Annotated in this window: 16 protein-coding genes; 8 read left to right on the plus strand and 8 right to left on the minus strand. The window is 70.1% G+C overall.

Annotated features, from left to right (window positions below):
* The first annotated feature begins 57 nt into the window (after positions 1-57).
* Positions 58-672: a TetR/AcrR family transcriptional regulator gene (locus tag E5671_RS25045; protein ID WP_160506185.1), complete on the plus strand. Its 615-nt coding sequence runs from the start codon at positions 58-60 to the stop codon at positions 670-672.
* Between the two features lie 473 nt (positions 673-1,145).
* On the opposite strand, the gene E5671_RS25050 is transcribed toward E5671_RS25045, so the two are convergent.
* The 3 genes from E5671_RS25050 to E5671_RS25060 all read right to left on the minus strand — a co-directional run bounded on the left by E5671_RS25050 (position 1,146) and on the right by E5671_RS25060 (position 4,369).
* The gene (locus E5671_RS25050) at positions 1,146-1,334 is read right to left on the minus strand and encodes a hypothetical protein (RefSeq protein ID WP_160506186.1); all 189 of its coding nucleotides are present in this window, start codon (positions 1,332-1,334) and stop codon (positions 1,146-1,148) included.
* A gap of 177 nt (positions 1,335-1,511) precedes the next feature.
* Entirely contained in the window at positions 1,512-3,146 is a 1,635-nt protein-coding gene (gene metG / locus E5671_RS25055) for a methionine--tRNA ligase (RefSeq protein ID WP_160506187.1), read from the minus strand.
* Between the two features lie 80 nt (positions 3,147-3,226).
* Positions 3,227-4,369, minus strand: a complete 1,143-nt coding sequence (locus tag E5671_RS25060) for a VWA domain-containing protein (protein ID WP_336605835.1) — start codon at positions 4,367-4,369, stop codon at positions 3,227-3,229.
* Positions 4,370-4,919: 550 nt separating this feature from the next.
* Here E5671_RS25060 and E5671_RS25065 point away from each other — a divergent pair.
* Positions 4,920-7,010: an alkaline phosphatase PhoX gene (locus E5671_RS25065; RefSeq protein ID WP_160506189.1), complete on the plus strand. Its 2,091-nt coding sequence runs from the start codon at positions 4,920-4,922 to the stop codon at positions 7,008-7,010.
* An 84-nt stretch (positions 7,011-7,094) separates the two neighbouring features.
* On the opposite strand, the gene E5671_RS25070 is transcribed toward E5671_RS25065, so the two are convergent.
* Both E5671_RS25070 and E5671_RS25075 read right to left on the minus strand, forming a co-directional pair.
* Positions 7,095-8,240 carry a hypothetical protein gene (locus E5671_RS25070; RefSeq protein WP_160506190.1) on the minus strand — a complete coding sequence of 382 codons (1,146 nt, stop codon included), beginning with the start codon at positions 8,238-8,240 and terminating at the stop codon, positions 7,095-7,097.
* A 249-nt stretch (positions 8,241-8,489) separates the two neighbouring features.
* Positions 8,490-9,428, minus strand: coding sequence for a LysR family transcriptional regulator (locus tag E5671_RS25075; protein WP_160506191.1), 939 nt, complete (start codon positions 9,426-9,428; stop codon positions 8,490-8,492).
* A 223-nt stretch (positions 9,429-9,651) separates the two neighbouring features.
* Here E5671_RS25075 and snpA point away from each other — a divergent pair, with 223 nt between their 5' ends.
* Positions 9,652-10,329 (plus strand): snapalysin, encoded by a 678-nt coding sequence (gene snpA / locus E5671_RS25080; protein ID WP_160506192.1) that lies wholly within the window; start codon positions 9,652-9,654, stop codon positions 10,327-10,329.
* A gap of 105 nt (positions 10,330-10,434) precedes the next feature.
* On the opposite strand, the gene E5671_RS25085 is transcribed toward snpA, so the two are convergent.
* On the minus strand, positions 10,435-10,827 hold the full coding sequence (locus E5671_RS25085; RefSeq protein WP_202121251.1) for a hypothetical protein: 393 nt from the start codon (positions 10,825-10,827) through the stop codon (positions 10,435-10,437).
* 98 nt (positions 10,828-10,925) lie between these two features.
* Positions 10,926-11,366, minus strand: coding sequence for an SH3 domain-containing protein (locus E5671_RS25090; RefSeq protein ID WP_160506193.1), 441 nt, complete (start codon positions 11,364-11,366; stop codon positions 10,926-10,928).
* Positions 11,367-11,518: 152 nt separating this feature from the next.
* On the opposite strand from E5671_RS25090, the gene E5671_RS25095 reads away from it, so the two are divergent.
* The 5 genes from E5671_RS25095 to E5671_RS25115 all read left to right on the plus strand — a co-directional run bounded on the left by E5671_RS25095 (position 11,519) and on the right by E5671_RS25115 (position 17,492).
* Complete coding sequence (locus tag E5671_RS25095) at positions 11,519-12,523, plus strand: ATP-binding cassette domain-containing protein (RefSeq protein WP_160506194.1); 1,005 nt, start codon at positions 11,519-11,521, stop codon at positions 12,521-12,523.
* Positions 12,520-13,371 carry an ABC transporter permease gene (locus E5671_RS25100; RefSeq protein WP_160506195.1) on the plus strand — a complete coding sequence of 284 codons (852 nt, stop codon included), beginning with the start codon at positions 12,520-12,522 and terminating at the stop codon, positions 13,369-13,371. The genes E5671_RS25095 and E5671_RS25100 overlap by 4 nt, the downstream gene beginning before the upstream one ends.
* Before the next feature lie 102 nt (positions 13,372-13,473).
* On the plus strand, positions 13,474-14,361 hold the full coding sequence (locus E5671_RS25105; RefSeq protein WP_336605836.1) for a hypothetical protein: 888 nt from the start codon (positions 13,474-13,476) through the stop codon (positions 14,359-14,361).
* A gap of 86 nt (positions 14,362-14,447) precedes the next feature.
* Positions 14,448-15,479, plus strand: coding sequence for an endonuclease/exonuclease/phosphatase family protein (locus E5671_RS25110; RefSeq protein ID WP_160506196.1), 1,032 nt, complete (start codon positions 14,448-14,450; stop codon positions 15,477-15,479).
* Positions 15,480-15,524: 45 nt separating this feature from the next.
* Positions 15,525-17,492 (plus strand): FUSC family protein, encoded by a 1,968-nt coding sequence (locus tag E5671_RS25115; RefSeq protein ID WP_160506197.1) that lies wholly within the window; start codon positions 15,525-15,527, stop codon positions 17,490-17,492.
* A gap of 195 nt (positions 17,493-17,687) precedes the next feature.
* On the opposite strand, the gene E5671_RS25120 is transcribed toward E5671_RS25115, so the two are convergent.
* Positions 17,688-18,971, minus strand: a complete 1,284-nt coding sequence (locus E5671_RS25120; protein ID WP_160506198.1) for an SGNH/GDSL hydrolase family protein — start codon at positions 18,969-18,971, stop codon at positions 17,688-17,690.
* Positions 18,972-18,984: the final 13 nt, after the last annotated feature.

Genomic DNA, 18,984 nt, shown 5'->3' on the forward strand with positions numbered 1-18,984 from the left:
AAACGTAGCACGCCTCTGGAACGAACGCTCTAATTAGCGGCGGGGTAAGCTGACCGCATGGCCCAGACCAGCGCAGCCGCAACGCCCGGCACCCGCGACCGCATCGTCATCGCCGCCGCACGGCTGCTGCAGCGCCAGGGGTACGTCGGCACCGGCATCAAGCAGATCGCGAAGGACGCGGAGGCCACGCTCGGCTCCGTCTACCACTTCTTCCCCGGCGGGAAGGAGGCCGTCGCGGTGGCCGCGATCACCCACAGCGGCGAGGAGTTCGCCGTGCTGCTGCGCTCCGCCCTGACCACGGCCGAGGACCCCGGCGCCGCGATCGAGGCCTGCGCGGCGGAACTGGCCGTGGGGCTGCGGGAGTCCGGCTGGATCGACGGCTGTCCCGTCACCGCCGCGGCCCTGGAGACGCTGGGCACGGACTCGGAGATCCAGCGGGTGTGCGCGGCCGCGCTGGGGAGTTGGGAGCGGCTCGTGGAGGAGAAGCTGCTCGGTTCCGGCTTCGCCGCACGGGACGCACGGGAGTTGGCGACCACTGTGATCAGTGCCCTTGAGGGCGCCGAGGTGACCGCCCAGGTCAACCGCAGCGAGGAGCCGCTACGGGCCGTGGGACGTCAGATGGCGCGGCTCGTGGGGTCGTACGGGGTCGAACCGGGGGCCGCGGGGCGGTAGTTCACGCGGTGGGCGAAAGGTGTCGGAGTTGTTGAATCGCGTCGCGGACGGCTGACGGGGGCTGCTTGCGGCACGCGCTGCTTGCGGCGCGGGGTTACGGGGCGAGGCGGGGCTTGGCCGCGGCGCACGCCTGCGGGGAGGGGTTTGGTCGCGCCGCACGCTTGCGAGGCGGGGCCTGGCTGCCCGCATGCTTACGAGGTCTGTTCGCGGGGCCTGTTCGTGCCTCACGCTTACGGGACCTGCGTACACGCCGCACGCTCACGCGGGCCGCACGCTCACGCACGCTTGCGGGACGTGCTTACGGAACCTTCTTACGAGGCCTGTTCACGCCGCATGGTTACGAGGCCGGTTCACCCGGCCTGTTCGTGCCGCCTGTTCGCACAGCTGGTGCACGCCGCCCGGTTCGCGCCGCAGGGTCACGCGCCCCGCTCCCGCCGCCCGACCGGTGCCCTCAGCCCGCGCCCCGCTCCCGTTCACACAGCCGGTGAATGTGATGCCGCCGCCGAAGCCGTCGCCTCGGCCCACTCCGCCACCAGCTTCTCGTACACGCGATGTTGCTCGGGTCGGAGATATCCGCCCGTGCGCAGCCAGAGCGCACGTATCTCCTCGTTCACCTCGGCCGCTGAGCGCGGCCGGTCGGGGGTGTCGGGAGTCGTGGTCATACAGTGAAGCGTACGTACGAAGATGTGAAGACGGCGTGAGTTCTGGTCGAATGTGATCGGTATCGCTATTGGACCCGCATGAATCAGCCAAGTTGGGCAAGAAGAAGGGGCCCGCGCGGTGAAGCGCGAGCCCCTTCAGGGTAGTTCAAAACGGTCGGACCGACCGGAAACGACCGATTACGACTGCTTCGGCTCCTCCAGGCGCGGGAACAGCACCGCACCCTTCGTCACCGTCGCACCCACCGGCAGCTGCCCCCACGTACCCGCGTCCTGGACCTTCTGCTCGGCGAGCGCGCCCAGCGAGGCCTCGGCGCCGAGCGAGTCCCACAGCTTCTGCGAGGTCTCCGGCATGATCGAGTTGAGAAGGACGGCTACCGCGCGCAGCGACTCCGCCGCCGTGTACAGGATCGTCGCCAGGCGGGCCTGGCCCTCCGGGGAGTCGTCCTTGGCCACCTTCCACGGCTCCTGCTCCGTGATGTAGCCGTTGACCTGCTTGACGAAGGCGAAGACCGCCAGGATGCCGGCCTGGAAGTCCAGCTCCTCGCCGATCTTCAGGTCGGCCGCCGCGACCGCCTTGGCCAGACCCTCCTGGACCGCCTGCTCGGCGGCGCCGGCCGCCGTCGCCTCGGGGAGCGCCCCGCCGAAGTACTTGCCGACCATGGCGGCCACGCGCGAGGCGAGGTTTCCGTAGTCGTTCGCGAGCTCGCTCGTGTAGCGGGCGGTGAAGTCCTCCCACGAGAACGAGCCGTCCTGGCCGAACGCGATGGCACGCAGGAAGTACCAGCGGTACGCGTCCACGCCGAAGTGGGACGTGAGGTCCTGCGGCTTGATGCCCGTCAGGTTCGACTTCGACATCTTCTCGCCGCCGACCATCAGCCAGCCGTTCGCCGCGATGCGGCCCGGCAGCGGCAGACCCTGCGCCATCAGCATCGCGGGCCAGATGACCGCGTGGAAGCGCAGGATGTCCTTGCCGACCAGGTGGACGTCGGCGGGGAAGGTTGACTTGAACTTGTCCTCGTCCGCGCCGTAGCCGACGGCCGTGGCGTAGTTGAGGAGGGCGTCGACCCAGACGTAGATGACGTGCTTGTCGTCCCACGGGACCTTGACGCCCCAGTCGAACGTCGAGCGGGAGATCGACAGGTCCTGAAGGCCCTGCTTGACGAAGTTCACGACTTCGTTGCGCGCCGACTCGGGCTGGATGAAGTCCGGGTTCGCCGCGTAGTGCTCGAGGAGCTTGGGGCCGTACTCGCTCAGCTTGAAGAAGTAGTTCTCCTCCTTGAGGAGCTCCACCGGCTTCTTGTGGATGGGGCAGAGCTTCTGCCCCTCGAACTCGCCGCCGGCCTCGCCGTCGATCAGGTCGCCGGGGAGTTTGTACTCCTCGCAGCCCACGCAGTACGGGCCCTCGTAGCCGCCCTTGTAGATCTCGCCCTTCTCGTAGAGATCTTGGACGAACTCCTGGACGCGGTCCGTGTGGCGCTTCTCCGTCGTGCGGATGAAGTCGTCGTTAGCGATGTTCAGGTGCTCCCAGAGAGGCCGCCAGGCCTCGTCCACGAGCTTGTCGCACCACGCCTGGGGCGTGACGTTGTTCGCCTCGGCAGTGCGCATGATCTTCTGACCGTGCTCGTCCGTGCCGGTGAGGTACCACACCTTCTCGCCGCGCTGACGGTGCCAGCGCGTGAGCACGTCCCCTGCAACGGTCGTGTAGGCGTGGCCCAGGTGAGGAGCGTCGTTTACGTAGTAGATGGGGGTCGAGACGTAGAACGCCTTCGCGTTCTCGCCCGCTCCCTGCTTCTCGGATCCAGTGGCCGCCATGGTCGAAATCCTAACGGCCCCGGAGCGGGCGATTCACCTCGATTCCACGGGGTGGACCCCAGGGGGCCCACCCCCTGGGGTTACGGGCGCCAGGCCGCCAGCAGGCCCTCGTACAGCTCCGCGTCCGTGAGCTCGCGGGGGGTGGGGCCCGCGTGGAAGAAGGCGGCGTTCTCCGCCTTCAGCTTGCGGAGGTAGTCAAAGCCCTTCGCCTCGTGCTCGCCGAACGCGACGAACTGGAAGAAGAGGGGGTGCTTGGCCGCGTCCGCGAGGGCCTGGTTGGCGGGGCCCTTCGCGTCCGGGGGGCCGTCCGTCTGGAAGACGACGAGGGCGGGGTTGCCCTTGTGCTCCGACTTCTCGTAGTGGGATACGACCTCTTCGATCGCGCGGTGGTAGCTGGTGCGGCCCATGCGGCCCGCCGCGGCGTGCAGCTCGTCGATACGGGCCTCGTGCTCGGGAAGGGTGAGGGTGCCCGTGGCGTCGATGTCGGTGGAGAAGAAGACGACGTGGACGGTTGCCTCGGGGTCGGTGTGGGCGGCCAGGGCGAGGACCTGTTCGCCCAGGCTCTGGGCGGAGCCGTCCTTGTAGTACGAGCGCATGGAGCCGGAGCGGTCCAGTACGAGGTACACGGGGGCGCGGACCCCCGTGAGGTCCCTCTTCTGCAGGGCTGCTGCTGCTGCCTTGTACGCGGCCGCGAGGGCTGGCTGCGCCAGGGCTTCCGCGGCTTCCTGTCCCTCCGAAGCTTCGGGCTCCGCTTCGGTCACGGGTGCTTCCGCCGCTTCATCGGAGCCCTGCGGCTCCGGCTCCGCCGGGGTCACGTGTACTTCCGCCGCTTCATCGGCACCCGGCGTCAAGGGCTGTGCCCACCCGTCCCGCCCAGCGGGACGATTGCCCACAGCAGCGGCCGCCTCTTCCGCCCCGGCTTCCGGCTCGGCTTCGGGCGAGGGCACAGCGGCGGCGGGCGGATCCTCCTGCTCGGCCTCGGGGGCAGGCTCCGTGGGGGCTTCCTGTTGTGGGCATTCGTCCCGCTGGGCGGGACGGGTGGGCACAACTGACGGTTCCGGTTCAGCGGCGTCGGCGACAGCCTCGGGCTCCGGGGCCACGGCCTCGGGCTCCGGCTCGGGCTCCGGGGCCACCGCCTCGGAAGCGGTGGTCTCCGGCTCCGGGGAAGGGGACGGTACCGTCACGCGGTCCCTGTCGAACGCCGCGGCGACGAGATCGTCCACCGCCGAAGGCGAAGGCTCGGACGACGGCGCCGGCACCGTCGCCTTCGGCTCAGCCGCCGGAGGCACCCGCTCGGACGAGGGCGCCGGCACCGATGCAGAGGGAGGAGAGGGAGTAGAGGGAGTGGAGGGAGTAGAGGTGGCGGAGGCGTTCGCTTCCGGGGTCTCCGGTGACCCCGGGGTCACCGCCTCAGGCTCCGGAGCCTGATTCCCCTTGCGTGACGACCGTCCGAACGCGTTCCGCAGGACACTCAGAATGCCCATGGGTGCACCCCTTCGCGTGAGTTGATTCCCGATAACCCCTGGCCAGGGCGGACACGTAAGGTTAGCCGCCGCGACAGGCGATCTTCGTGAGGGTCGCCCAAGCGTCACCCTCGCCCCGCGCGTACCCCGTACGCACCGCGCCCCCGCAGCTCAACTGCCCTATGTGCGCTCCCGGTTCACCTCCCGTTCACCCTCAGGCCGTCGCCCTGCCGACCTCCGCGCCTAGCGTTCCGGCGGAATCAAGCCACGACCAGACACGCCCAGACACACGTCACACAACGGAGGAACCGTGCGCAAGCTGCTGCCGATCATCACCTCGCACCAGGGGAGCGGCGGCCGTTCCGCCCTGACCTGCCGGTTCCGTTGTGGTGATGCCTGCTTCCACGAGGTGCCCAACACCAGTGACAACGAGTACGTCGGTGACGTCATAGCCGGAGCGCTCAGCCGCCGTTCCATGATGCGGGCCGCCGCGGTCGTGACCGTGGCGACCGCCGCGGGCGGCGCCGTCGTCGCGGGTCCCGCCGCCCCGGAAGCGGCTGCCGCACCCGTTAAACCGTCGTCGCACAAGAGCAAAAAGGGGGCGCGCGGTCTCCGCTTCACGCCCGTCGCGCCCAACACCACCGACTCCGTCACGATCCCGGACGGCTACGCCCAGAACGTCGTCATCCGCTGGGGCGAACCCATCCTCCGCGGCGCCCCCGCCTTCGACGCGGACAAGCAGACCGCGAAGGCGCAGGCCGGACAGTTCGGGTACAACAACGACTTCCTCTCCCTCCTGCCGCTGCACCGCGAGCGCGGGCGCCAGGTTCTCGTGGCCAATCACGAGTACACCGACGAGATTTTGATGTTCAAGGGGTATGACGCCGCCAACCCCACCCGTGAGCAGGTCGAGATCGCCTGGGCCGCGCACGGCCTCTCCGTCGTGGTCGTCGAGGAGGAGCGCAAGAGCGGCAAGCTGACCGCCGTCAGCCGCCACCAGCTCAACCGCCGCCTCACCGCCACCAGCGAGTTCCGGCTCACCGGACCCGCCGCGGGCAGCGAGTACGTCCGTACGAAGGCCGACCCGCGCGGCACCAAGGTCCTCGGCACGCTCAACAACTGCGCGGGCGGCACCACCCCGTGGGGCACGACCCTGCACGGCGAGGAGAACTTCAACCAGTACTTCGCCAACGCGGAGAAGGTCACCGAGCCCACCGCCGCCGCGCGCCTCAAGCGCTACGGAGTCATCGGCGCCGCGTCCGAGAGGAAATGGGAGCGGTTCGACGATCGCTTCGACCTGGTCAAGGAGCCCAACGAGGCCAACCGCTTCGGCTGGGTCGTCGAACTCGACCCGTACGACCCCGACTCGACCCCGCGCAAGCGCACCGCGCTCGGCCGCTTCAAGCACGAGGCCGCGCAGCCGCGCCTCACGCGCGACGGCCGTCCGGTGGTCTACATGGGCGACGACGAGAAGTTCGACTACTTCTACAAGTTCGTCAGCAGCAAGCGCGTCGCCAAGGGGCAGTCGCGGGCCGCGCACGAGCACAACCTCACGCTCCTCGACGAGGGCACCCTGTACGTCGCCAAGCTGACCGGCGACTCCCCCGCGGCCGAGATCGACGGGACCGGAAAGCTGCCCGCCGACGGGGAGTTCGACGGCAGCGGCGTCTGGATCCCGCTCGCCACCGCGGGCCCCAAGGGCCACGCCGTCTCGCACGTCGACGGCATGAGTGCCGAAGAGGTGTACGTCTTCACGCGCCAGGCCGGTGACAAGGTCGGCGCCACGAAGATGGACCGCCCCGAGGACATCGAGCCGTCGCCGCACACCGGCAAGGTGTACGTCGCGCTCACGAACAACTCCGACCGCGGCAAGGCGGGCAAGGCCGGAGCCGACGAGGCCAACCCGCGCAACCTCAACAAGCACGGGCAGATCCTGGAGCTGACCGAGCGCTACAACCGGCCGGAGTCGACCACTTTCGCCTGGTCGCTCTTCCTCGTCGCAGGCGACCCGGAGGACCCGGCCACGTACTTCGCGGGCTTCCCGAAGGACAAGGTCAGCCCGATCTCCTGCCCGGACAACGTCGCCTTCGACCCGCACGGCAACCTGTGGATCTCGACGGACGGCAACCAACTCGGCTCGCACGACGGCCTGTTCGGCGTCGCGACCAAGGGTGACAGGCGCGGTGAGCTCAAGCAGTTCCTGACCATGCCGAAGGGTGCGGAGACCTGTGGCCCGCTGGTCCAGGACCGCCGCGTGATCGTCTCCGTGCAGCACCCGGGCGAGATCGACGGCGCGTCCGTCGAGAAGCCCGCGAGCGCGTGGCCCGACGGTCCCGGGAAGCTCGTCCGTCCTGCGGTCGTGTCCGTGTGGCGCAAGGACGGCAGCGACATCGGCGTCTGAGACGCGGCTCCTCCGGGACGTACGTAACGGGGGCACCCCGCGCCTGCGGGGTGCCCCCGTCGTCGTACCGCCGCTTCCGCGAGGTCAGTTGTTCTGCTTGCGGCGGTACAGCGCGAAGCCGAGACCCGCCGCGCCGAGCGCCGCCATGCCGCCACCCGCGGCCATCAGCGGGGCGCTCTCGCCGGCCGGGGACATGCCATCGGCGCCGGCCTTGACGCCGCCCTTGGGGACGACTGTGGTGGAACCGGAGCCGCTCTTGTGCTGGGGCTGGGGCTGCGGCTTCGGCTTCTCGGTGGGGCTGGTCTTGCCCTCGACCCAGGACTTGATGGTGCCGTCGGGGTTGAGGACCACGTACAGGCCGTTGTTCTGGCCGGTCGCGGACTTGCCGTTGGCGTCGAGGGTGTCGAGCTTGACGCCCTTGGCGTAGATGTCGGCCTGGAAGTGGTTCTGACCGAGCTTGTAGATCTTGGCTATGGAGCCGTCGGCCAGCTTGGCGGTGCGGACGTAGACCCGCTTGCCGTCGGGCTTCGGCGGGGTCGGCTTGGTGCCCGTCCTGGTGATGGTGCCGTCGGCGGTGAGCTTGAAGGTGCAGCCGTCGATCTTGGTGCTCGCCGGGTCGATGTACGCCTCCAGGGAGCCCTTCGCCTTCCCGTTGAGGGAGATGGCCGCCTTGGCGCTGCGCGCGGAAGCGTTCACGTCGACCTTCGCGGACCAGCCCTTGCCGAGGTCGGTGGTGCCCTTGGAGACCCAGCCGCCGGGGACGGGCTTGTCCTTGTCCTTGTTTTTGTCCTTGTTCACGAGCTTGGCGGTGACCGTGCCGTCGGGCGTCAGCGTGAAGGTGTTGCCGTCGATGGTGGTGCTCGCGGACTTGTCGTACGCGGTGAGGGAGCCCTTGGCGGCGCCGTCGAGGGAGATGGCGGCCTTGGCGGTGCGGGCGGACACGTTCACGTCGACCTTCGCGGACCAGCCCTTGCCGAGGTCGGTGGTGCCCTTCGACTCCCAGCTGCCGGGCTTCGGCGTCTCGTCGTCCGTCTGCTTGTCCTGGTCCTTGGACTTGTCCTGATCACTCTGGTCCTGACCGTCCTGACCGTCCTGGTCACCCGGGGCGACCTGACCCTGCGGGTTCGACGGGGCGTCGGCGGCGAAGGCCGCCGTTGTCGGGACGGCGAGAGCGGCGATGGCTCCGGTGGCGATGGCGGCGGTGCGGAAGGTACGGCGGGTGGCGCGCATAGCGGATCCCTTGTGACTGTGACTGTGACTGGTCGGTCGGTCGAACTGTCCGTCTTTGTGCCTCTTTGCGGCGGCGACAGACATGAAGCTACGGGCGCTGTGTGTGCGTCATCCGTAGAGAACGTAACAATCAGCCGCATACGGTGATCCAGTGCCGTAAAACAGGCAAAAGCGCAGGTCAGGGCGGGCCTGGCCAAAGGTCACCAGATGTCAGGGACCTAGGTCACGAGGATCCCCGAGGCGCCCGGGTCACGCCGCCTTCGCCCGCCCCGCGAGCCACTCCCCGTAAGCGGGCGCCTGGCGCGCCGCCTCCCAGTACGAGGCCTCCAGATCCCCGTACACCGCGTCGAGCTCCCCCTCCGTACGGGCCGCCACGAGCAGCCGCACGCCGAGCGGGTCGCCGTGCAGCGGCCGGACCGCCATGTCGGGTCTCGCGTGCGAGGTCGGCTGGCAGACCGTGACGACCTCGCCGGTGGCGACGAGCGAGGCCGCGGTGAGGTAATCGCCGTGCAGGACACGGGGGTTGAGCCCGGCCGCGCGAAGGACCCGGAGCAGTCCGTCCCACTCGCCGTCCACCGTCGGGTCCACCATCCACCGGTCGGCGGCGAGGTCGGTGAGGCGCACGACGGGCTTCGCCGCCGCCGGGTGGTCGGCCGCGAGGAAGACGAACTGCGGCTCACGCTCGACCAGTACGCGCCGCCGCAGCCCCTCCGGCATCCGCAGCGGACTCCCCTCCACCTCGTGCACGAAGGCCACGTCGAGCTGCCCGCCCGCGACCATGCGAAGGAGCGCGTTCGCGGAGACGTCCATCTGGAGCGACGTCTCGGTGGCGGGCAGGCGCAGCCGCAGCCGACGCAGCCAGCCCGGTATGGCGCGGCTCGCCGTGGAGCCGATGCGCAGCTGCGGGCCCTCGGAGGCGCGGGCGGCGGCCGCCTTGGTCTCGCTGATCAGCGCGCGCATCTCGCTGACGAGGGGCCGGGCGCGGCTGAGGGCGACGCGGCCGAGCGGGGTCGGGCGGCAGCCGGTGCGTTCGCGGGCGAAGAGCTGGCCGCCGATCTCCAGCTCGATGCGGCGCAGCTGCGTCGTCAACGAGGGCTGGCTCATGCCGAGTTGACGCGCCGCCTTGTGCAGGCTGCCGGTGTCGGCGATGGCGCACAGCGCGCGGAGGTGCCTCACCTCGAGCTCCATGGCTGTGAGCGTAGAGCGGTGGGCGGCGCCGCACCAGACTCACAAACCCCACGGGAACCGCCTGAGTTGGGCACGGACGGAGTCCGCAGGAAGACCCGCCGATGGGCAGGCGATAGCTCGGCACTATCGCCACTTGCCATCATCCCCGGACGCACCCGGCTCCCCGACACTCCCGGTACCGAACCGTTCACCTTTCACCGAACGAGTAGGGAGCCCCCCACACATGAACAAGCGTTACCTGTCCCTTGCCGCCGCCTTCGGCCTCGCGGCCGCCGGCCTCGGCACGGCATCGGCGACGGCCGCGACCCCCACCGCGCCGGTTGCCCCCCAGTCGGTCACCTCCGGGTACGTGAACTACAACGGCTCCGGTGAGGAAGCCGCGGCCAACAAGGCGTTCTTCGAGGCCGTCCTGAAGTCGGTCGCCGAGAAGCGCGCGGCCAACCCCGGCGCGAAACAGGTCACCGTGGTGTACGACGCCTCCGGTGCGCCCAAGTTCGCGCAGCAGATAGCCAGCAGTACCTCCATCTGGAACAGCGCGGTGTCCAATGTGAAGCTCCAGGAGGGGAGTGGCGGTGCGAGCTTCGAGTACCGCGAGGGGAATGACCCGCGTGGTTCGTACGCGAGCACGGACGGCCACGGCAACGGGTACATCTTCCTGGACTACGCGCAGAACCAGCAGTACGACTCGACCCGTGTGACCGCGCACGAGACGGGTCACGTCCTCGGCCTCCCGGACCACTACGAAGGCCCGTGCAGTGAGCTGATGTCCGGAGGCGGGCCGGGCACTTCGTGCACCAACGCGCAGCCGGACGCGAACGAGCGGGCCAAGGTCGACCAGTTGTGGGCCAACGGTCTGGCGAAGGCGCTGGACAAGCTGGACAGAATGGAGAAGACCGGCTGAGGCTTCGCCGAGCCGGTTGTCGAAGTCGAACGCCGGGCGGGCCGATTTTCCGGCCCGCCCGGCGTTCGGTCATTGTCCGGTCGTGCGCTGTTCGGTCACTCGCTCTCATTCACGCGTGTAGTAGCGGTAGAACGACACCGCGAACACACCGCTCGCGATCGCGAGCGCCATGATGGTGGAGCGCAGAACGCTGGGTCCGGGCATGCCCTGGCTGTAGACGAAGCCGAACGCGATCCCGGCGAAGCTCGCCCACGCCGTCGCGCGCAGCTCGCGCGGCAGCCGGGGCGCGGCCCTGAAGACGGCCATGAAGAGCGCGGCGAAGACGACGCCGGAGACGATGCCGAGCCAAGCGTTGCCGTCCGCGAGCGAGCCCGCGTGGCGCTGGGCGACCAGGATGCCGAAGACGAGGCCGAGGATGACGGCCGCCGCTCCGGCCCTGCTCGTCGCGGAGCCGGGGAACACACGGGGTGCTGGTGAAGTGGGTGCCACCTGAGCCATGACGTTTCCTCCAGACAGGGTCGCCCCTGGGGCGGTGGTTCACACCCGCCCCACCATCCAGGGCACACCCGCCCGCGCCGACCGGCAACTCGGCGGCTTCAGTGGTAGCGGTTGTAGCCGCCCTGGCACGTGTCCCAGCACGGCTTGTACTCCTTGCACGGGTCCGAGGTCGCGCAGCTGGGCACGTGCTGCCCGCCGGTGTCGACGTACGCGGCGCTGGCCCAGCCCTGCACCCCGCCCAGCCAGTACCAGTACGCATTGCCCCAGACGTTCGTACCGCGTGTCTGGCACTCGACGCGGTCCTGGCTGTCCGCCGGCAGCTTCGCGACGATCGAGGCGCTGGTGGACGGCGCGTCCCGGATCTTCAGGTCGACGGGCGCGACGATCGTCCCCCAGACCACATCGTGGTTGTGCGTGGGTGACGCGGTGGCGGATGCTGGTGAAGCACCTCCGAGGGACAGTGCGCCCGCGGTCAGGAGCGCGGTGACGAGAGCTCCCAGGGCGGCCGGAGTGGTCCTCAGGGCCGGAGTGGTCCGCATGATCGACCTCCTCTTCCCCCCGCCCCCCAACCTCTTCTCCCCCCTCCAGCAAACACCCGTTCGGACTAAGGCTCCACCGGACGATGAGTTTGCGCCGCGGGGACGGTCTGCCCTCGTAACGGACGACCACTGACGTGGAGAGGGCGTACGACATGAACAGCGTGGCCATCGAGACCGCGGGCCTGGTGAAGACCTTCGGTGACAACCGCGCCGTCGACGGCGTGGACCTCACCATCCCGGCCGGCACGGTCTACGGCCTGCTCGGCCCGAACGGCGCGGGCAAGACCACCACCGTGAAGATGCTCGCCACCCTGCTGCGCCCTGACGGCGGCGACGCCCACGTCTTCGGCCACGACGTCGTGCGCGAAGCCGACGCGGTGCGCAGCAGGGTCAGCCTCACCGGGCAGTACGCGTCGGTCGACGAGGACCTGACGGGCACCGAGAACCTGGTGCTCCTCGCCCGCCTGACCGGGCACGGCAAGAAGGCGGCGTACAGCAGGGCGGCGCAGCTCCTTGAGGCCTTCGGCCTGAGCGACGCCGCCGCCCGCCAGGTGAAGAACTACTCCGGCGGCATGCGCCGCCGCATCGACATCGCGGCGTCCATCCTCAACACCCCCGACCTGCTCTTCCTCGACGAGCCGACGACGGGCCTCGACCCGCGCAGCCGCAACCAGGTCTGGGACATCGTCAGGGCGGTCGTCGCGCACGGCACGACGGTCCTGCTGACCACGCAGTATCTGGACGAGGCCGACCACCTCGCGTCCCGCATCGCCGTCATCGACAACGGCAAGGTCATCGCCGAGGGCACCAAGGGCGAGCTGAAGGCGTCGGTCGGCGCGGGCTCGGTGCACGTCAGGCTCCGGGACGCGGACCAGCGCGAGGACGCCGCGCGGGCGCTGCGGATCGCGCTCGACGCGGAGGTCCAGCTGGAGCCCGACCCGGTCGCCCTCACCGCCCGCGTCGGCAACGGCGAGCGCAACGGCCGGGGAGCCGCCGAGAAGGCGTCCCGCGCCCTGGCCGAACTGGCCCGCGCCGGGATCACCGTCGACAACTTCTCCCTCGGCCAGCCGAGCCTGGACGAGGTGTTCCTGGCCCTCACCGGCAACCCCCATCACGCGACGGACATGGCGGAGAAAGAGAAAGAGGCAAAGGCATGAGCACCGCGACCACCACATCCGAGGCCCAGGACCTGGCGCCCGTCAGTACCGAGTCCCTCGCCGAACTGCTCGTCGCCGGTGACCGGCCGCCGCGTCCCAGCGCGCTCTCCGCGTCCCTGACGTTCGGCTGGCGGGCCATGCTCAAGATCAAGCATGTGCCGGAGCAGCTCTTCGACGTGACGGCGTTCCCGATCATGATGGTGCTGATGTACACGTACCTCTTCGGGGGCGCGCTCGCCGGATCTCCGAGCGAGTACATCCAGTACCTGCTGCCCGGCATCCTCGTGATGTCCGTCGTCATGATCACGATGTATACGGGCGTCTCGGTGAACATCGACATCGAGAAGGGCGTCTTCGACCGCTTCCGTACGCTGCCGATCTGGCGCCCCTCGGTGATGGTCGGCTACCTCCTGGGCGACGCCCTGCGCTACGCGATCGCGTCCCTGGTCATGCTGGCCGTCGGCATGATCATCGGCTTCCGGCCGGACGGCGGCGTGCTCGGCGTGCTTGCCGGAGTGCTCCTCCTCCTCGTCTTCTCCTTCGCCTTCTCGTGGGTGTGGACGATGTTCGGGCTGCTGCTGCGCACCGAGAAGTCGGTGATGGGCGTCAGCATGATGGTGCTCTTCCCGCTGACGTTCCTCAGCGACATCTTCGTGAAGCCGGAGACGATGCCGGGCTGGCTGCAGGCGTTCGTGAACAACAACCCGATCACCCATGTCGCCTCCGCCGTCCGCGATCTGATGGCGGGTACGTCGCCGGGCTCGTCGCTGGTGTGGGCGCTGGGCTGGGCGGTGCTGCTCGTGGCGGTGTTCGGCCCGGTGACGATGCGGCTCTACAACCGCAAGTAGGACGGGGCTCTACAACCGCAAGTAGGAGTTTCTTGCCCCGTATGCACTCGTCCCGGTCGCGCCAGGCGTGACCGGGACTTCCCGCGACTTCTCCTGGGGGACGTGCTCAGACGCCCGCTGTCCGCCGTCCTCCTCGTCATCGCCGTCCTCCTCGTGCCGCTCGGCGCGCTCTCCACCTGGGCCAAGTACGAGATCGAGGACGCCGATCAGTACGTCGCCACGATGGCGCCGCTCGCCTCCGACCCCGACGTACGGGACGCGGTGGCCGGGGCGGTCACCGACTCGGTGATGAAGGAGATCGACGTGGGCCCGCTGCAGGGCACCGTCGAGTCGTTCGTACGGGACGCGGTGCTGTCCTTCTCCGAGACGAAGGCGTTCAAGGCGGCCTGGAACGCGGCGAACCGCGCCGCGCACGACGCGGTGCAGGACGCGCTCAGCGACCGGTCCGACGGCGGCGCGGTCACCATCGACCTCGCGCCGATCACCGAACAGGTCAAGCGCCAACTGGCCGCAGACGACGTGCCGTTCGCGGACCGCATCCCCGTCACGCACACCGAGGTGACGCTCATGGAGTCCTCGGACCTCGGCCCCTTCGGGAAGGGATTCCACATGCTCCAGATGGCGGGCCTCTGGCTCCCGGCAGCGGCGGTACTCCTCGCCGTGGCCGGCATCTGCCTGGCGGTGCACCGCCGCCGCGCGATCATCCGCACGGCGCTTGGCGCGGCCTTCGCGGGGGCGTTCCTTGGAGCAGCGGTCATCGTGGGCCGGGGGCTCACCATGGACGACCTGCCGAAAGACGTCTCCCGCCCCGCGGCGGAGGCGGTGTACGACGCCTTGACGCACTCGCTGAGCGTGGCGGGGTGGGTGATTCTCGGGGTGGGGCTCGCGATCGCGCTTGCCGCGTGGCTGCTTCGACGCCGTCAATCACCGGCTCCGTCCAGCCCGTCCTCAATCGTCGGACGGGCTGGAAATAGCCCGTCCGGCGATTGAGCGGGCTTGGGGAAACGCAACCCTTCCCCCACCTCCAGCCGTCTCTGAGGGAGGATTCGAGATCCCACCAGACGGAGAGGCCGGCCTTGGACAGCGCAACGGCAGCGAGGACGGCACCCCGAGAGGACTGGCCGGAGCCGCAGGCGAAGCGGCGCCCCCGGCACCGCCCCTCCGCCTGGCTGGCGGCCCTCCTCCTGGGCGGCGTCAGCACCATCCTCGGCTTCCGTATCGCCGACTCCGACGGCTTCACCCCCGTACCGCAGATCCTCGCGTTCCTGCCCTGGCTCCTCGCCCCCGCGATCGCCGCCCTGCTGTTCGCGGCCCTCGCCCGCTGGCGCGTGGGTCTCGTCTGGGGCGTCGTCGCGCTCGGCGGCATCGCCTGGTTCATGGAGCCGTACGGCAAGACGGACGACCCGGAAGGACCGGCCGTCGCCGAGATCCGCGTCATGGCGTCGAACGTGGAGTTCGGCCAGGGCACCCCCGGCCTGCTGAAGGCGGTCCGCAAGGAGAAGCCCGACCTCCTCTTCGTCCCGGAGTGCGACTACACCTGCTCGGACACTCTGCGCGACGAACTGCCCCGCTCCGACTACCCCTACCGCACCGCGAGCGAAGCCGGCGGCGCCGAGGGCTCGGTGATCGTCAGCAAGCTGCCCCTGAAGAAGGCGAGCGGCCTCGCGGGCACGCTGGGCATGCCCGGCGCCGTGGCCGAGCTGAAGAGCGGCCACCAGGTCCGCATCCAGCTCGCCCACCCGATGCCGCCGCTGCCCAGGCAACTCTCCACCTGGCGCACCGAACTCGCCGAACTCCGCGACTACGCCGCCGACGGCAGGCGCGCGAACCGGTCCACCATCATCGCGGGCGACTTCAACGCCACCCAGGACCACGCGGCTTTCCGCGACATCCTGGACACCGGCGGCGTACGCGACGCCGCCGGCCTCGCGGGGTCCGCCCGCACCCCGAGCTGGCCCGCCGATCTGATGTCACCGCTGGGCACGCAGATCGACCACGTCCTCGCCAGCCCGGACTTCTCGGCCCGCGATGCCCGCTTCCTGGACATCGGCGACACGGACCACCGGACTCTGGTGGTGGACCTGACGCTGCACGAGCCGAAGCGGTGAACGGCAGATCGGTCCGGGCATGGCGGCGGTGGCGATAATGGCCGCATGCGCCCCCGCGAGTCACCCGCACCACCGGGCCCTCTGAGCACCCTCGCCCCGCCCCCCTGGCTGGTCAGGACACTCAAGCCGCAGGCGGCGCCGATCCCGTGGGCCGCGGTGGCGCGCGCGTCCGTCGCCATGTCGCTGCCCCTCCTCATCGGCCTCGCGGCCGGGCAGCCCGCGTACGGCGCGCTCGCCTCCATGGGCGCCCTGTCCGGAGTCATCGGCGACACCGCCGACGCGTACCGCATGCGGATCCTCAACATCGCCGTGCCGCAGCTGTTCGGCGCGCTCGGCGTCACCATCGGCTCCCTGGTCTTCGGCCACGGCTGGGTCGCGGTCGGCGTGGTCACCCTCGTGGCACTGGTCTCCGGGATGATGTCCACGATCGGTGCCGTGGCGTCCGTGTCCGGCCTGCTCCTGCTGCTCAACTCCGTGGTGGGGGCGGGGCTTCCGATGCCCGGGGAATGGTGGCTGGCCCCGGCCCTCATGACGGGCGGCGGCCTCCTGGTCCTCACCCTCGCGCTCCTCGCCTGGCCGCTCCGCTCCGGGATCCCGGAGCGGGCCGCCGTCGCGGCGACCTACCGCAGCGTGGCCGCGCTGCTCGAAGCGGCGGGCACCGAGGGGTACGACGAGGCGCGCACGGCCGTCACCGCGTCCCTGAACCAGTCGTACGACCTGGTCCTCGCCCGGCGCACCCGCGCGCACGGCCGCAACCCGGACCTGGTCCGCCTGGTGGCCCAGCTGAACGCGATCACCCCGGTCATCGAGGCCGCGCCCGCCGCGCACCAGTGCGGGGTCCCGATGCCGCCGGAGTTTCCCGCGGAGGTGCGGCGCCTCGCGGATGCGGTGGCCGCCCCCGGGAAGACCCCGATCCCCGGCCCCACCCTCCCCGAAGCACCGGACCCCTCGGCCGACGCGGTCGACCACGCCCTGCGGCACGTGGCCGAACTCCTCAACGACCCCGACCCGCACGGCGCCGTGAACGCCGAGGACCGCCTCGGCCGCCCCGCGGCCCTGCGCGTAAGGGCCCGCAGAGCCGCCCGCAACGTGATCCTGTCGAGCGCGTCCTGGCGCTACGGCCTACGCCTGGCCCTCTGCATCGGCATCGCGCAATCGCTCGTGTCCCTGATCGAGGTGCCCCGCTCGTACTGGGTGGCGCTCACCGTCACGTTCGTCCTCAAGCCGGACTTCGGCTCGGTCTTCTCGCGGGCGGTGCTGCGGGCGCTGGGTACGGCGGCGGGCCTGGTGGTGGCGGCAGCCGTCCTTGCCGAGGTGCCGCGCGGCTGGTGGGACGTGCCGGTGATGCTCGCCCTCGCGGCCCTGATCCCGGCGCTCACGACGCGGGGTTACGGCTACCAGACGGCCGCGATCACCCCCGTGATCCTGCTCCTCTCCGACGTCCTGAACCACCAGGGCTTCGGGCTCGTCGTGCCGCGCCTGGTGGACAGCCTGATCGGCTGCGGGATCTCGCTGGTGGCCGGATACTTGCTGTGGCCGGAGAGCTGGCACACGCGGATCGGTGACCGCCTCGCGGACGCGGTGGCCGATACGGCGTCGTACGTCGAGAGCGCGTTCGGCACGGCGGTGGATGTGGCCGAGCGTGCGCGGATGCGGCGGGGCCTGTACCGGGACCTGTCCGTCATCCGCACGGAGTTCCAGCGCGCGCTCACGGAACCGCCCCCGATGGGGGCGCGGGCCGCGGCGTGGTGGCCGCTGGTGATCGCCGTCGAACGAATCGTGGACGCGACTACCGCTGCGCGGGTGCGGATCCGCCATGGGGCGACGGAGCCGACCCTCACGGAGGTGGGGGAGGTGGCTCGCCAACTCCGTGAGTTGGCGGAGGGCTTGAGGGACTCCGAGACCCTGGAGGAGGTCTCGACGTCCTTCACGGGCCCCCAGGACAGCGTCCTGGAACCCCTGCGCCAGGAGGTGGTGGCTGCGCGGGCGATTGCGTCGCCGGCGCGGGGGTGACACCTGGGGCTCCGCCCCAGACCCCGCTCCTCAAACGCCGGAGGGGCTAATTTTCCCGCCCACCCACCCGATTGCCCCGCAGCTGAATCTTTTTCAGCCCGTCCGGCGTTTGAGGACGAACTCGGCGAAGCCGGTGATGACGGTCACCAAGGCCCCCGCGCCGAGCGGGTTTTCGGGAAGGGGCGGGGTTGGGGACTAAAGCGTTTCGAGGTCCACCGCGCGGGCCATCGCCGCATACCCCGCGTCATTGGGGTGCAGGTGGTCCCCGCTGTCGTACTCGGGCGCAAGCCGCTCAGCATCCGCAGGATCCGCCAGAGCCCGGTCAAAGTCCACGTACGAGTCGTACTCCCCAGAAGTCCGCACCCACTCGTTGAACTCATCACTCACCTTCGCGGCCCGCTCTCCGTAGTGATCCGAGCCCCCCAGCGGCAGCAAAGTAGCCCCCACCACCTTCACCCCCTTCTCCTTCGCCGCCCGGATCAACTTCCGGTGCCCCGCGATGAGGTCCTCAGCGCTCACCTTCGGCGCGGGCTTGTAAGTGGGCGTATCGCTCTCGCTGAACCCGATGTCGTTCAGACCCTCAAGGACCACCACGGTCCCCACCCCCGGCAGATCCAGCGCGTCCCGCCCGAAGCGGGCGGTCCCCCTCTCCCCGTACCAGGCGGAGTCGTTGAGGACGAGGTTGCCGCCGATACCGGCATTCAGGACCGGCCGAGGCGACCCCGCCTTGGCCAGCCGCTCGGCGAGAGCGTCGGACCAGCGGCGGTTGAGGTCGGTGGAGGAGGCGAAGCCGTCGGTGATGGAGTCGCCGAAGAGGACGATGCCGCCGCCCCGGCGAGCACGGTCCCCCCTCACGTCCACCCCCGACAGGAAGTACCAGGACTCCGTCGACTCACCGAACGCCCCCGCCCCGGCATCCGCGACATGATCCCCGTCCGCCCGGTAACTCGTCGCGAACGACTGCGCATGGAACGTGGCGGGCCCCGTCGTACGGGCGAGATGCAAGGTGACGGTGACCGACTCGAAGGGCTTGAGCCCCAAGCCCGCCTCATCACTGGAGAGTTGGCCGTGCGCCGGGATCTCCACCGACCGCCTCCCCTCGAACGTGAGCCGCCGCACCGAGCCTTCCTCGACAGCGGCCCCGCCCCCCTTCTTCGTACGGGCGATGGTCGCCCCCGCGATGTGCAGCGGCGATGTCCCATACGCGTTGGAGAGCCGGATACGGGCTCTGTCCCCGCCCTCCGTGACGCGTACGACCTGGCGCAGGGTCTGGCCGGAGAAGCCGTCCTCCGACCAGTTGGGCTTGAAGCCCGTGCTGGCCCGCTGCGGCGACGCGGCCCAGGCGGCGGCCCAGGCGGGGCCGGAAGACCCCGGGCCGGGCTTCGAGCCCGAGGCGTGAGCCCCCGTGACGGCGAGACCGGCCGTCAGGGCGAGCGCGGCAGCGGCGGCGACAGCGGAGTTGCGAGTGCGCGAAAGCATGGGAATCTCCGGG

Source organism: Streptomyces sp. BA2 (assembly GCF_009769735.1).
Lineage (GTDB): Bacteria > Actinomycetota > Actinomycetes > Streptomycetales > Streptomycetaceae > Streptomyces.

What these genes read in the sequence shown, in the direction of transcription:
- E5671_RS25070 (WP_160506190.1), bottom strand. Translation starts at nt 8,240, where the DNA reads ATGCGCGCCACCCGCCGTACCTTCCGCACCGCCGCCATCGCCACCGGA.
- E5671_RS25120 (WP_160506198.1), bottom strand. Translation starts at nt 18,971, where the DNA reads ATGCTTTCGCGCACTCGCAACTCCGCTGTCGCCGCCGCTGCCGCGCTC.
- snpA (WP_160506192.1), top strand. Translation starts at nt 9,652, where the DNA reads ATGAACAAGCGTTACCTGTCCCTTGCCGCCGCCTTCGGCCTCGCGGCC.
- E5671_RS25100 (WP_160506195.1), top strand. Translation starts at nt 12,520, where the DNA reads ATGAGCACCGCGACCACCACATCCGAGGCCCAGGACCTGGCGCCCGTC.
- metG (WP_160506187.1), bottom strand. Translation starts at nt 3,146, where the DNA reads ATGGCGGCCACTGGATCCGAGAAGCAGGGAGCGGGCGAGAACGCGAAG.
- E5671_RS25045 (WP_160506185.1), top strand. Translation starts at nt 58, where the DNA reads ATGGCCCAGACCAGCGCAGCCGCAACGCCCGGCACCCGCGACCGCATC.
- E5671_RS25075 (WP_160506191.1), bottom strand. Translation starts at nt 9,428, where the DNA reads ATGGAGCTCGAGGTGAGGCACCTCCGCGCGCTGTGCGCCATCGCCGAC.
- E5671_RS25095 (WP_160506194.1), top strand. Translation starts at nt 11,519, where the DNA reads ATGAACAGCGTGGCCATCGAGACCGCGGGCCTGGTGAAGACCTTCGGT.
- E5671_RS25115 (WP_160506197.1), top strand. Translation starts at nt 15,525, where the DNA reads ATGCGCCCCCGCGAGTCACCCGCACCACCGGGCCCTCTGAGCACCCTC.
- E5671_RS25090 (WP_160506193.1), bottom strand. Translation starts at nt 11,366, where the DNA reads ATGCGGACCACTCCGGCCCTGAGGACCACTCCGGCCGCCCTGGGAGCT.
- E5671_RS25050 (WP_160506186.1), bottom strand. Translation starts at nt 1,334, where the DNA reads ATGACCACGACTCCCGACACCCCCGACCGGCCGCGCTCAGCGGCCGAG.
- E5671_RS25085 (WP_202121251.1), bottom strand. Translation starts at nt 10,827, where the DNA reads ATGGCTCAGGTGGCACCCACTTCACCAGCACCCCGTGTGTTCCCCGGC.